Source organism: Exiguobacterium sp. H66, assembly GCF_018618705.1.
GTDB classification, from domain to species: Bacteria; Bacillota; Bacilli; order Exiguobacteriales; family Exiguobacteriaceae; genus Exiguobacterium_A; species Exiguobacterium_A oxidotolerans.
This window is the reverse complement of sequence record NZ_JACSMQ010000001.1, coordinates 20,109-33,096: the sequence shown is the minus strand read 5'-3', so window position 1 is coordinate 33,096 and position 12,988 is coordinate 20,109. Positions and strand designations below refer to the sequence as shown.

At 49.1% G+C, this 12,988-nt stretch carries 12 protein-coding genes, 1 pseudogene and 1 riboswitch; of the genes and pseudogenes, 7 read left to right on the top strand and 6 right to left on the bottom strand.

The window, feature by feature from the left end:
- The first annotated feature begins 259 nt into the window (after positions 1–259).
- From KNP88_RS00200 to KNP88_RS00180, 5 genes are all read left to right on the top strand, one after another.
- On the top strand, positions 260–898 hold the full coding sequence (locus KNP88_RS00200; RefSeq protein WP_088837163.1) for a 50S ribosomal protein L25/general stress protein Ctc: 639 nt from the start codon (positions 260–262) through the stop codon (positions 896–898).
- 91 nt (positions 899–989) lie between these two features.
- A riboswitch (TPP riboswitch) is annotated at positions 990–1,088 on the top strand.
- 99 nt (positions 1,089–1,187) lie between these two features.
- Positions 1,188–1,766 carry an ECF transporter S component gene (locus tag KNP88_RS00195; protein WP_088837162.1) on the top strand — a complete coding sequence of 193 codons (579 nt, stop codon included), beginning with the start codon at positions 1,188–1,190 and terminating at the stop codon, positions 1,764–1,766.
- Positions 1,763–3,328, top strand: coding sequence for an ABC transporter ATP-binding protein (locus tag KNP88_RS00190; RefSeq protein ID WP_251137090.1), 1,566 nt, complete (start codon positions 1,763–1,765; stop codon positions 3,326–3,328). Before KNP88_RS00195 ends, KNP88_RS00190 begins: the two co-directional genes overlap by 4 nt.
- The gene (locus KNP88_RS00185) at positions 3,294–4,019 is read left to right on the top strand and encodes an energy-coupling factor transporter transmembrane component T family protein (RefSeq protein ID WP_214891807.1); all 726 of its coding nucleotides are present in this window, start codon (positions 3,294–3,296) and stop codon (positions 4,017–4,019) included. Before KNP88_RS00190 ends, KNP88_RS00185 begins: the two co-directional genes overlap by 35 nt.
- A 77-nt stretch (positions 4,020–4,096) precedes the next feature.
- The gene (locus KNP88_RS00180) at positions 4,097–5,140 is read left to right on the top strand and encodes an NAD(P)/FAD-dependent oxidoreductase (RefSeq protein WP_214891805.1); all 1,044 of its coding nucleotides are present in this window, start codon (positions 4,097–4,099) and stop codon (positions 5,138–5,140) included.
- A 533-nt stretch (positions 5,141–5,673) separates the two neighbouring features.
- On the opposite strand, the gene KNP88_RS00175 is transcribed toward KNP88_RS00180, so the two are convergent.
- On the bottom strand, positions 5,674–6,477 hold the full coding sequence (locus KNP88_RS00175) for an alpha/beta fold hydrolase (protein WP_214891803.1): 804 nt from the start codon (positions 6,475–6,477) through the stop codon (positions 5,674–5,676).
- Positions 6,478–6,680: 203 nt separating this feature from the next.
- Here KNP88_RS00175 and KNP88_RS00170 point away from each other — a divergent pair, with 203 nt between their 5' ends.
- Positions 6,681–7,901 carry a hypothetical protein gene (locus KNP88_RS00170; protein WP_214891800.1) on the top strand — a complete coding sequence of 407 codons (1,221 nt, stop codon included), beginning with the start codon at positions 6,681–6,683 and terminating at the stop codon, positions 7,899–7,901.
- Positions 7,902–7,904: 3 nt separating this feature from the next.
- Positions 7,905–9,128, top strand: coding sequence for a hypothetical protein (locus tag KNP88_RS00165; protein WP_214771030.1), 1,224 nt, complete (start codon positions 7,905–7,907; stop codon positions 9,126–9,128).
- Here KNP88_RS00165 and KNP88_RS00160 read toward each other — a convergent pair whose 3' ends face one another.
- From KNP88_RS00160 to KNP88_RS00140, 5 genes and pseudogenes are all read right to left on the bottom strand, one after another.
- Complete coding sequence (locus tag KNP88_RS00160; protein ID WP_029330173.1) at positions 9,129–9,359, bottom strand: hypothetical protein; 231 nt, start codon at positions 9,357–9,359, stop codon at positions 9,129–9,131.
- 29 nt (positions 9,360–9,388) lie between these two features.
- A pseudogene (locus KNP88_RS00155) lies at positions 9,389–10,891 on the bottom strand (IS1182 family transposase).
- A gap of 271 nt (positions 10,892–11,162) precedes the next feature.
- Positions 11,163–11,486 carry an antibiotic biosynthesis monooxygenase gene (locus KNP88_RS00150; protein ID WP_088837154.1) on the bottom strand — a complete coding sequence of 108 codons (324 nt, stop codon included), beginning with the start codon at positions 11,484–11,486 and terminating at the stop codon, positions 11,163–11,165.
- A 68-nt stretch (positions 11,487–11,554) separates the two neighbouring features.
- Complete coding sequence (locus KNP88_RS00145) at positions 11,555–12,181, bottom strand: hypothetical protein (RefSeq protein ID WP_214891798.1); 627 nt, start codon at positions 12,179–12,181, stop codon at positions 11,555–11,557.
- 102 nt (positions 12,182–12,283) lie between these two features.
- Positions 12,284–12,988, bottom strand: coding sequence for a nucleotidyltransferase domain-containing protein (locus tag KNP88_RS00140; protein ID WP_214891795.1), 705 nt, complete (start codon positions 12,986–12,988; stop codon positions 12,284–12,286).

Below are 12,988 nucleotides of genomic sequence, written 5' to 3'. Positions count from 1 at the left end.
CCGGTTGATGTTTAGCTTTTAATGTTACGGGGGTATAACTATCATAGCACCGCATCAGCGAGTTGCTTTTACAACCACATGTTTCTCAATATCAGCGTAATGACCTGGGAGAGAAATGCTAACCATTCACTTCGATCTTCATTTTTATGAAATCAATTTGAAATAGCATTCGATGCACTGTCTTGATCCGGAACGATTCGTTCCACTCCTTTCTTCATTACCTTTTGAGGGCTATACCAAATTCAAGGGGGAAATGAACATGTCAGTAACATTAAAAGTAGAAGAACGCGAAGTACGCCCACGCTCACTTAGAAAGCAATTACGTCATGAAGGAAAAGCTCTTGGTGTCGTGTATGGTTACAAAGTGGAAAGTACACCGATTGCCTTTGACGAAAAAGCATTGATCAAAGTCGTTCGTGAACATGGTGAGAATGCACTTGTTGCACTTCAAATCGGTGGTAAAAAAGTCAACACACTGATCAACAAACTCGATATGGATATCTTCACACCAACAATCAAGCACGTTGAATTCATCGCTGTTAAAATGGATGAAGAAACAGAAGTCGAAACAGATATCGTCCTCGTCGGCGAAGCGGCTGGTGCAAAACTTGGTGGATATCTTTCACAAACACTCTTTAAAGTAACAGTTGCAGCTACACCAGATAAATTACCGGAACGCGTCGAAGTCGATGTGACAAATCTTAACCTCGGTGATTCTCTATCGGTTTCGGATTTACCGGAAGAAAAAGAATACCGTATCGTTACGGAAGGTGACATTCAAGTCGTTGCCGTCGTCGAATCGACACTTGAAGCGGATCTCGAAGAAGCAGATGCTGAAGAACCAGCTGAAGCGACAGAAGAAGTTTCTACTGAAGAACAAACGGAAGAAAAAGAATAATTTTTCTTACCCTCCCCTCGCGGAGGGTTTTTTTATCTGTATTGACAACTGTCAGTAGAGTCGGTACAGTAAATAGCGTACACATTATATGCACATCCACTAGGGGAGCCCATTGGCTGAGACGATTCACTTCGGACCCTTTGAACCTGATCTAGTTCATACTAGCGTAGGAAAGTGGAGCGGTAATTCGTTCAATTTTTCTGCATGTTTGCAGATTCAGCGACCGCTCTCTTTCATAGAGGGCGGTCTTTTTGTTTGTCTGGTGGTTGTGCCAAAGGGAGATAGGAACATGAACAGTTGGAAAATGAAAGAAATCATCGTCATGATGATGTTGTCGGTTGCTTGCGGGGTACTTTACTTAGGGTGGTCGACATTGTGGTTACCGATTTCCGCGATCTTCGGACCGGTCGGATCGAACTGGATGTTCGGGATTTGGGTCATCGCGAGTCCGCTTGTCGCCTACATCATTCAAAAGCCCGGGGCAGCACTGATTGCAGAAGTCGTCGCCGCGGCTGTCGAATTATTCACGGGGAGTCACTTCGGATTATCGGCCTTATTGATTGGTTTCGCTCAAGGAATCGGTGCCGAAATCGCTTTTGCCCTCTTCGGATACCGGAAGTTCAACACAATGACGTTAGTTCTATCCGGAATGTTCGCCGCAATCGGCAGTATGGTCTATAGTCTTGTCGTCAATGGTTTCGCCTACTATACGACGACGACACTTCTGTTGACGTTTTCCCTTCAACTCGTCAGCGGTGCATTACTCGGCGGATTACTTGCGAAAGTCATCGTCGATGCGCTCGTCAAGACAGGGACGTTGAACGGTTATGCGATCGGGCGTAAGCGGCGGAAGCCGGATGCGGCATGATTCATTGTAACGACTTGTCTGTCCGCTATCCGGGGCAACATGACAACGTCCTGCACCACGTGACGGTGACGCTACACGAAGGGGAAACGACGTTGCTCGTCGGACCGAGCGGCAGTGGGAAAACGACGTTTTTACATGTTCTCGCCGGTTTATTACCTGACGCGATTGAAGCCGATGTCAGCGGCCACTGCAAAACGAACGGGACGGTCGGAATCCTTTTTCAAAATCCGGACGATCAGTTCTGCATGCAGACCGTCGGAGCGGAAGTTGCCTTTAGTCTTGAAAATCGTTCAGTCGACCGCAGTCAGATGGATGATCGGATTGACGCCGCACTGGCACGTGTCGGCCTGGATGTGCCGCTGACGACACCGATTATGCAACTGTCAGGAGGGATGAAACAACGACTCGCCCTCGCCTGCGTCCTAGCGCTTGAGCCGGATATTCTATTGCTTGACGAACCGACGGCGCAACTCGATCCGGCAGGACATCGGGTTTTGATGCAGCTGATTGAGGAACTCCATCACGACCGGACGTTGACGCTCGTTCTGATTGAACATCAGCTTGACCGCTGTGTGACGTTCAGTGACCGGGTGCTCGTCTTCGATCACGGCGGAACGATTTTACGCGATGGTCCGCCGCTTGATGTCTTCGGTCAGCATCGCGATGAACTTGAACGACGCGGCATTGCGACACCGCTCCTCTACCCGTATGAACTGGAAACCGTGCCCCCCGCTTCTTCCCAGGCGGGGCGGTTACGAAAAGTGACTAACATCCGTCCTCCGGTTCGGCACGACAATACGTTCGCGCTGACGCGTACCGCGTTAGGACGCCGTAAGCAAGTGATTGTCGACGACCTGTCGCTTGCAACACACGGCGGAGAGTGGATCATGGTTGTCGGATCGAATGGTGCCGGGAAAAGCACGTTGCTCGAAACACTGGCGAAATTGATTCCGGCGCAAGGCGGTACGGTCCGCTTGTTCGAAAAAGAACTGCGGGCATGGAAAAGTCGGAGCTATTACCGACACGTCGGATTCGTCTTTCAACAGCCAGAGCTCCAATTTCTCAAGCAGACGGTCGAAGACGAGCTCGTAATCAGCATGGATGCACCGACGCCGGAGCGGATTGAAACGGCGTTGCAATCCTACCGGTTAACCCATGTCGCCCGTCAGTCGCCCCTCGCTCTGAGCATGGGTCAAAAGCGACGGCTCAGCGTCGCGACGATGTTGTTAGAACCAAAAGACGTCCTGTTGCTCGATGAACCGACGTTCGGTCAAGATGCCGAGACGACAAGTCAACTCATCGAGATGTTCGAGCAGGCGCGATTAAACGGGACGACGCTGATCATGGTGACGCATGACATGGAGCTGGTCCATCAGTATGCCGACCGGGTCCTCGTCCTTGGTGACGGGCGACTTCAGTTCGACGGCACACCGGACACTTTGTTTAAAGACGAGACGTTCCTCGAGCATAACCAACTCTCTCGTCCGTTATCGTATTTGTATCAGCAACTCGAGGAGGTGAAACGTCGTGCAGGAAAACGACTCCCCGCTCGCACGTATTAATCCGGCACTCAAGCTCGGTGCCCTCCTGTATGTGATGGTGCTTTTGATTGCGGCACCGACGTTACGCGAAACGATAGCCTTACTTTTACTCGCTGCGGTCGGATTGGGCTGCTCCGGTTGGTCACTGTTGACGCTCGCCAAACGGGTCTCCCCCTACCTCGTCTTGTTCTTGCTGACATTTTGGATGATGGCAGCCTTCGGAAAAGGCAGTACGGAAGTTTGGTCATTCGGTTGGTTTCGCGTGACGGAAGAAAGTATCGGTCACGCCTGGTTGATCGCACTGCGGATGCTCGCCTTCGTCTTCCTCAGTTTGACGTTCATCGCGACGACCGACCAAACCCGGTTCGTCATGAGCCTGATTCATCAGTGCCGCCTTCCAGACCGTCTCGCATACGGCTTTTTAGCAGGGATTCGTTTTATTCCGATCTTCCAGCAGGAAATAAGAACAATCCGTCAAGCACGGCGGGTCCGCCAACAGCACTCGATTTGGCCATGGCAGACGTTTTTCGCCATCAGTTTACCGCTTTTTACGAACAGTATCATCCGTTCGGAACAAATCGCGATTGCGATGGAAGCGCGTCGGTTTCAAGCCGAACGGACGTATTATGTCCGTCCGGTCGTGACGCGTCACGATCAAGTGTTTTTTTGTCTCGTTTGTCTCGTGGCGAACTTGCTTCGGATTGTCCTATGACGTTCATTAGATTAACGCAGACGGATTCAGGGAATCATAGTTTCGGAAGCAGTTAATTTAAAGAAGTAGGTGAAGGTTTGAAACGAATCGTATTAGTCGGGGCAGGTCATGCCCATTTAGAATGTATCAAGGAAGGAACGCATCCGGATGTTGAATGGATCGTCATCAATCCGTCCCGTTATCAGTATTATTCAGGAATGTTCTCCGGTCTTGCGGACGGCACGTATCGACTCGAGGAGACCCGGGTCGATGTCAAAGCACTCTGTTCTCTTCACGGAAAGACATTGATGGAGGACCGTGTCACGCGGATCGATCCGCAAACGAAACAAGTTTTCTGTCAGTCAGGCGAAATCATTTCTTACGACGTCGTATCGTGTAACATCGGTTCGAATGACTGGAATGTCTCAGATGCAACGTCACGCGTCACAATCAAGCCGAATTATCAAATCGATCAGGCGCTCCGTCAGTTTAAAGAGGCATCGTCGCCCGTCATCGTCGGGAGCGGTGCTGCTGCAATCGAGATGGCCGCCTCATTCCAATCGGACGGTTGTCCGGTCACACTCGTCCATGATGAACCGCTCCTCGCAGGACACCCGGCAGAAGCGAGCATCCTTGACCGGTTGGATACGCTGGGCGTGACACGCATCGTCGACCGTTTCCTCTCTCTTGATGAGCAAACCGTCCGGCTCCAGTCGGGTCAATCATTCAAAGCGGATGCCGTCCTGTTTTTAGGTGGCGCGTCAGCACTTGATCTGTTCAAGGCATCCGGCCTCTATTGTGACGACCGCGGATTTTTGCTCGTCCACGAGACGTTCCAGTCGCTAGAGGACCCTTCTCTGTTTGCCGTCGGCGACTGTGCGACGCTCGCCGCATATCCGAACACACCGAAGAACGGGGTAACCGCCGTCCGGCAAGCACCGGTCTTGCTTGAGAATCTCCTTCGTTTCGTCAATCAGGAACGTTTGCGGACGTTCCGGCCGCAAACGCGTTACTTGACGATTCTTTCGATGGGACATCAGCAAGGGACCTTGCTTTACGGACGACACTATCAGACGAATCATTTGAGCTGGCGTTTGAAACAATGGATCGATCGCCGGTTCATCAAAAGTTATACGACATAAGAACTCGAATTTCGAATGAACTGGGTGTTCGGTTCAAGGCGGAACGTGCACTAAGGTGTCTGCATGTGGAACCTCCTAAAACAGAGAGGTATTCATTCCTCAATCTAGACACAAAAACAGCCATCACATACTTGCGATGGCTGTTTCAGACTGTAGACAACGTGCTATCAGGAAATCAAGCGTCTTTTTTCGTTGCTTTCCTCGGGCGAGGCGCAAGCCGTTGCTCCTTGATCCTAACGGACAACGAGCAGGGTCTTGCCTGCCTCTGAAAGTGCGTTAAAAACGCACTTTTTCCCGTAGGAGTCAACGAAACGTGACGCTTTTTAGGGAATACCGTGAGATAAATCCAAATATGCAGACGGTTTAGAGCGTAATCTGTCTTGAGTCGCTTAGAACCGCGAACGATTGCCGCTTTGAATACGAGGTGAGACAGGGAAGCGCATCTCGATATAGAATTTTCAGGCTTCATAACCGTTTGTCTACAGCTTTAACAGCCATCGCATACTTACGATGGCTGTTTTTCGTGTCTTTGATTATTTTAAGAAAGCAAGTAACGTGTCGTTGAATTTTTCGCGTTCATCGAGTACCGTACCGTGCCCACTCTCTTCAAATGGTTCGATCCGTGAGTTCGGGATTGCTTTTTGCATTTCTTCCGCAAATTCAAACGGACAGACTTTGTCTTTTTTACCGTGAATGATTAACGTCTCGACGTCAATCTGCGGCAATTCATCCCGTAAGTCTTCGTCGCGCAAGGCGATTGCCGATAAAATCGTGCCGTGAGAAGAGGCTGCGACACTTAAGTTGTGGAACCATTGTGTCATCGGTTCTGAATGGTCTTGTTCAAAGAAGATTTTTCCGAATCCTTCAAGCATCGCCGGACGGTCTTTTCTCGTATCGGCAATCAAGTTATCGACTTCGTCTTTTGTCATCCCGTACGGGTACCCTTCCCGTTGCGTGAAGACCGGAGCTGCAGCACCCGCAAGAATCAATTTCGAGATTTTGCTCGATCCGTGGTTAAGGAGATAGCGTAACGCAATCCCGCCCCCCATGGAAAAGCCGAGTAACGCTGCGTCTTTCAGTTCGAGCTGCGTAATGACTTGATCGATGTCAGATGCCATCGTTGCATAATCATATCCGCTGGCTGGAGCATCCGATTTGCCGTAGCCGCGGTAATCAACCCCGATGTAACGGTAGCCGGCGTCGAGCAAGGCATTCTTTTGATATTCGAACATGTTGTTATTCGCTGGCCATCCGTGTAACATGACGACCGGTTGTCCTGAACCGACATCTTCGACATAAATTTTAGTTCCGTCAACTGCTTGAATGAATGTACCCATTTGAATAACCCCCGTGTAGTAGTGAAATCCGTGCATGATTGAGTATTACCCCGTTCTGATAGATTATTAACATCTTAAGGTTAAAGTGAAATGAAAAATAGATAAAATATGGAAAAAGATATGGTAAAATAAGTAGAAAACGACGTGGAGGGATTGTCATTAAATCATGGTCACTGGCATTAGGACTGGCCTGCAGTCTCATCTTGTCCGGGTGCGGTCAAGAACGTTTATTGAAGCTTGAGTCCGTACCGGCGTATTGGTCAGCCGAAAGTTTTGTCAATCGGCAATTTGTAGGCGATGTACCGGCAGAACAGAAAAAACAGATGTTAAAAACGTGCAAGAATAAAAAGACGACGGCACTGCCCTCATCCTACCGGATCCTTAATACATATGAGATGTACTTTTCCTTAAAAACGCTTGAAATGTATGGAGCTCAAACCGAGGTCTTTTATCTCGCTGAAAAAGAAAACCTGTACCTCGCCTGCCGGTCGCGGGATACGCATCAATTACAAATTCATCCGGTCGAAGCAAAAGACCATCCGTGGGTGAAGGTAGACCAAGGAACGGACAAAACGCCCTTGCAGACGCCGACATTTTTCCCGGTGACGGAAAAACAACGGACACGCCATGCGGATCAAAATCGTGAAGCGAAAACAGAGGGTGATTTCAGCCGTCGTCTCGCACCCTTCCATAACTTACATATGCCAATTGCAGGACAAATACTCGTCATCCTGACAGAGAACAACAAAGAGCACGTGCTCGTCGATGTCCCGACTTCGTTCATCAACCAGACGACAGACTTTTATTTGACGACGCGTCCGAGCGGGAACGGAGCAAATGCGATATATCATTCGATTACTTTCGAAAGTCCCGGTTGGTACCTGCAGGACCGGATCGTAATGACGACATATGATCAGGAAAAAGTCGACATGACGTACCATCCCTTACCGGAGACACTTACGGCGAATCAAACGATTCCGTATGTGACGTTACGCGCAAAAAATGAGCTGGGCGATGTAGAAGAAAAAACCTTGTCCTTACGCTATCAACCGGTCTATCAGAAGGTGAAGTTATTCGAAATGGACGATGAAGAACGCAATGACGGAATCGAAGGTTTCCTCCATCCGACGATCGAGTCCCTGCAAGAAGGCAATATCCGCAAAATTGGTATCATGCCGGATGAATTATCACTTGCCCTCGCGAACGAACTGAAACAGGTCACCCTCGAGCAACCGCAAGGAAATAAACCGTCGCTTCAGTATTTAACACTCGTCGACAAGGGGAAAACACAAACGTTCACCGTGTATTTAAAAAAGCGTGCCCAGAAAACAGATGTCTACCTGCAAGACACAACCTCGAAAAAAGGTACAAAATTGTCAGGTGAGCTGGCTGCACAGCTCGCGGAACAGATTGAGGGGGAATGAGATATGCGCATACGGTTCGTGTTGGCACTCTGCCTCGTATTCTTGAGTGGCTGTGCTGAAGATCCGGAACCGGTCCGGTTCAGCTATGTACCGGACCTTTACGATACGTTAAACGTCAGCGACTTCAAAAGTGCCGATCCGAAACTGGGGAGCCTGATTCAAGAAGTCTGTCATCAGAAAAAGGTCAAGCCACCAAAACAGTATACGGTGGGTGACCATTATTACGTCTCGCTCGTCAACATCGGACTGTTCATCGAAGGGACGCGGGCGACGTATATCGAGGCGGACGGTCAACCATACCTTTATTGTGATGATATGCGGCATCTGCCGACGTTCCATTCGTTAACGAAAAAACAAAAATCGTTTTCAACGTCAGCCTTGAAGAAACCGGTGAAAAAGATCGAAATCAAGAACATTGATCCGAAAAATCGTCAACTGTACAGCCATCTGGTCGATCATGTTCGCAAGTCGCAAATGCAGTTGACACTGCCGACGACGGGATACCTCGTCATCCGGGCGACGAATGATCAGACGAAAGAAACAACCGTCACGAATGTGATGGAATTGACGCCGTTTGCTCACGGGATACCGCACTTCGTATTTATTGATAAGACGTACATGGACGACCGACATCAGATTCGTCCGCACCTGCTGACGGATGGGATCAATCTTCTTTTTGAAGCGCCGATTATCGAGGCGGAAAAACCAGTCAAGGTACGCTTTACACCGGCAGAACCGAACAGTCAGGGTGAGTATGGATCGCTACAGGTAACAACGACATCAGGAGAACGGTCGCGCTATACGTTGACCGTCAGACAGGAGTCCGAGCTACCGCCAGGCATCAAGCTGCTACCGGATGACGACGACAGTTCGGAGTCCCCCCACCATGCCGTTTTTCATGACCGTCCGTTTCCAAAGGTCGACTACACACAAAAAACGCCATATGACGAATTGAGCGAGCAGGAATTCCTGATGACATCCGTCGAGGAAATGAAGACGTTGACAGGATTGATCAAGCAAAGTCAGGTCGCGGAGAAAAAGGGAAAACTCGCAGAGCGGTCCTATTTGACGCTCTTCAACGGAGATCAAGCACAACAGTATCGGATTTATCTCGATCGACGTGTCAAAAAGACGGATATCTACCTTGAAGACCGGACGCGGAAAATCAGCTTTAAATTGACGCCGGAAGCACGGAACTTACTGCTCGATTCCTATCAGATCAACTGATTAGAACAAAAAATGCTGGGTGACATAAATGAGACAACATACGAGGATGAAGACAATGCCTTCTTGCAACCACTCTGCACGGGACAGCGGTTCCCGCAAAAACGAGGCGCAGCCAATCAGGATGGCAAAGAAATAAAGATAGACGAATCCACCTGACAGTAAAAAACCGAGAATCAATACCATGCCGAATACTACGGTCATACCGGATACAATCAGTTTCCGTCGCGTCATTCTGTCTCACCTCTGTTGTCCGTTTTAACTCATTTACCCGTTTCTGCAAGAGAACATGTAAAATGCCTGACATCCGAAGAACGGGTGTCAGGCATTTCAGACTGTAGACAAACCCTCATATCCACTTGGAAATGAGGGTTTGTCTTATGTATGCGTAAAAAATATGACACTCCATTAGGATTCCGACTGGAATCCCATGACCAATTGGCCAATTTTTTGAGGTTCAGGGCAGCAAAAGTGAGCATGGTCTGCATCGTTACTTTTTTTAACCCGCGGTAGCGAGTCCAACGCATGCCATGCTTTTCTTTCGCGTCCGCAAAGACACGTTCGATTGTCTCTTTTCGTCGGGCATACAGTTGCCTATTAACCGGTGTGTGGCGAAGGCGCTCGACTTCGTCGATTGCATCTTGCCAGACATGCCGATGAATCACTTTCTGCATCGTCTGACTTTTCGTATACCGTTCTAGAAATGGACAAGTTTCACAGATTTTTGGATCTGATACGTACTCCCGTCTTCATTCCCGTGTAGTTGTTCGATAGACAAGCTGCTGATCATTTTCACAGAGATAGCAGTCGTAATACGCATCATTATAAAAGGCATTCGTTTTGAACATACCTTTCACCCCTTTGGGGCGAGTGTAGGGGAAGACTGGCAAAATACACTGTCTGAGAAGTAAATGTACGATGGGGGCGGTTTTATAGGCGGAGTCTGCGACGACTGCAAACGGGACGGTAAAACGGTGGATGATGAGCTCGAGCAAGGGATTTAAAATGATACTATCGTGAATATTACCTGGTGTGACAATTGTCCCGAGTACAAAGCCATTCCGATCACACGCTGTATAAAAGGAATAGGCGAACTGCTTTTCACGCTCCCCCTTCACGTAATGTCCTGACTCAGAATCCGTGGTACTCTCCTTCGTCAAACGTCGATCATTCTCGTCCTTCTTCTTGGGGGTAAAACGCTTTTTTTCCGTGCGCCTCACGATCATCATTGATTTCTTGTTCCAGTTCATCATGATAAAAACGTGCTGCACGACGAACATGTTTCTTTTTATATTTCCGCTTATTCGCATTTGCTTTGACGTGTGTCGAATCGATAAACAGGACCACTGGGTCCACGAATCCAGCATCGACGCCTTGGGTCAGAATTTTGTAGAAGATATCTTCAAAAATCGTCGTGTCTTGGAAGCGTCGGACATAGTTTTTTCCGAAGGTTGAAAAATGAGGAACCTTTTCATCCAATCCAAATCCTAGGAACCAACGATAGGCGACGTTCGTTTCGATTTCTTCGTCTTCCGCATAGAAGGAATACCGAATAAATATTGAAGAAGAGCCATCTTGATTAAGAGAACAGGATCCACGCTAGGTCCTCCGTTATTTTCACAGTACAACTTTTCAACCAATGGATAGATGAATTGAGAGTCCATCACCTGATCGACCTTGCGGACCAAGTGGTCCGCAGGAACCAATTGTTCGAGTGTGACCGTGATGTTTTCAGAACGATGGGGTTGATTTCGTTTTTCCATCATGGGAAACCCTCCTTCGTGGTATATTTCTTTTACTTTATAATATGAAAGAAAGCTAAAAAAGCCTCGATTTCCGATCTAATCGCTTGCTAGTGGAAAGCAAACAGGAGCGACCCTGCAGCGAAGCGAAGCGGCGCGATGTTTGCCACAGGAAGACGATTAGGGAGGAAAGAGAGAGCAAAAAAAGATGGGAGATCACATTCAAGTGACCTTCCATCTAGTTTGTCTACACGCTGAAATGCCTGACATCCGAAGAACGGGTGTCAGGCATTTTTTAGAGATGCGGATGATCGGCGACGACGGCATATTCCGTCACGGCATTGGACAGGACAAGTGGTTTGACTTCAGAAGTCCCCGCGTCTCGTTTTTTGTGGACGCCTTTATATGCTTGGCTCGCTTGCCAGGCGTGGAAATCTGCTTGTTTTCCCCATGTCGTCATAATAGTCACGACATCATGTTCGTCCTGACTAATATCGACGAGCACTTGCATCCGGATAAATCCTTCCATCTGTTCAATCCCTTTTGTCGTCTTAAAGCGCGCCGCAACTTGATCGGACTTCCCTTTGACGACGCGTAGTTGATTCATTACAATCCACATACCGATTCCTCCCTTGTTCACTGCAACTAGTATACCGAACGAGAAGACGAGTGCCCACTCTTGATGCTTCAGTCGATGCTGTTCGACAGGAAGCGGAACCGTTCTGCGCCTGAGGCGTCGACCGCGTGGAGATCAAAGAACAGTGATTTCGGAAAAGCTTGTGGGAGCTTTTGCACCGTATGGAACCGTTCCTTCATTGCGACGTCAAATGTACGCGTCATCGCTTCGATGGCACGGGTCTCTTCTGCCCCGTTCGTGACTGCAACCTTGAATGGTGCTACCGTCAAATGATCAATCAGGCGACGGTGATTTTCACCGACGACAATCAGGAAACGGCCGGCGTCCGTATCGATGACATCCGCTTCCGCCCACTCTTGTCCGTCGTGTACGGTACGGCGTGTGACGTGAGTGACGACGTACGTTGCCTCGTTGCGCCGTAACACAATCAAATAGCGCGTCGTCTGCGTCTCTGCACAAGCGATCGCTTGCGTGTCGCTTAATGCTTCCGTCCAGTAGACCTCTTTCGTCGTAAGCTGAATGGTCGCATCTTTGTTGAAACTCGCGACGACCGCTTGCGGTGTCAGTTCTGGGACCGAATCCTGGAACGCAGCGGAATGGTTGTCGTGTTGTAAAAATAAGAAACAACCGATCCCGACGAGGAAACTGCTGATGAGCCATACAAGTTGTTTCTTCATGCGATTCTCTCCTTGTGTAAGCGACGGTCCGTTCAACCGATTGATGGTTTCGTCTAGTTCTTTAGCATAACAAAGACCTGCTCGTCGCAACAAGAGCAGGTCTTATGTCCCGATGGAAAATCCATCAAAGTGTCGTCCGCCATGTTGTGTTAGCCACGTCTCGATCAACTGAATGACCGGTTGTTTCTCATCATGACGGAAATAACGTTCGAAAGCATCCGTGAATCGGTCAGCATCTGCTTGACTGAGGGCGGCGAGTTCACGCGGCAACCATTTTCCTTGACCGAGCCAGCGTCCGGATGCCGTTAAGTGAAAGGCAGCTGCTTGATCGTAAAGACGTGCCGCGATGGCGAGTCCTTCCGTCCGGTCCTCTACCCCGATGAAGTCATCGAGCAGATCCGTCAAAAAATAGCGATTCAGATTTAATTGTTCAACCGTCCATCGCGTTGGTCCGGCAAGCAATTGGCGCGACGCTTCCGTTTTCAACCGGTCGACGAGTGGATGCACCCGGACCGGCACCGCTTCCGCGACCATCCGTTGTAGGGAGGGACGTCGACGCGCGCGATCAGTGTCGAAAAAGTCAACGATTGTCGCTTCCGTATAAATGAATGCTTCGACGGGATGTCCTTCATACAGAAACGACTCCCGGTAGGTGCGTGCTCCTGTTGGCATGAGGACGATCAGGTCGATATCAGACGTCGCTGTCGCCCGTCCACGGACATGACTGCCGGCGATCATTGCGGCTAAGGATTCAGGGTATCGTTCAGCCATCAAATCATTCGTCAGTGTAAGAATTTCTGGATTCAT